Consider the following 228-nt stretch of genomic DNA (forward strand, 5'->3'; position numbering starts at 1 on the left):
CCTTATTAGACCAAGCCTCTGCATAAGAGGGATTCAAGGCAATGGCTCTATCGTGGTGCCCTAGAGCTTCTTCATAGCGTTGTAGCTCGTATAAAGCATTACCCTTATTAGACCAAGCCTCTGCATAAGAGGGATTCAAGGCAATGGCTCTATCGTGGTGCCCTAGAGCTTCTTCATAGCGTTGTAGCTCGTATAAAGCATTACCCTTATTAGACCAAGCCTCTGCAT

At 46.1% G+C, this 228-nt stretch carries 1 protein-coding gene; it reads right to left on the reverse strand.

The window, feature by feature from the left end:
- Nucleotides 1-228, reverse strand: a 228-nt coding sequence (locus ICN33_RS10370; RefSeq protein WP_216196636.1) for a tetratricopeptide repeat protein, incomplete at both ends; no start/stop codon positions are given.

Origin of the sequence: Polynucleobacter sp. UB-Tiil-W10 (assembly GCF_018881605.1) — a bacterium.
Lineage (GTDB): Bacteria > Pseudomonadota > Gammaproteobacteria > Burkholderiales > Burkholderiaceae > Polynucleobacter.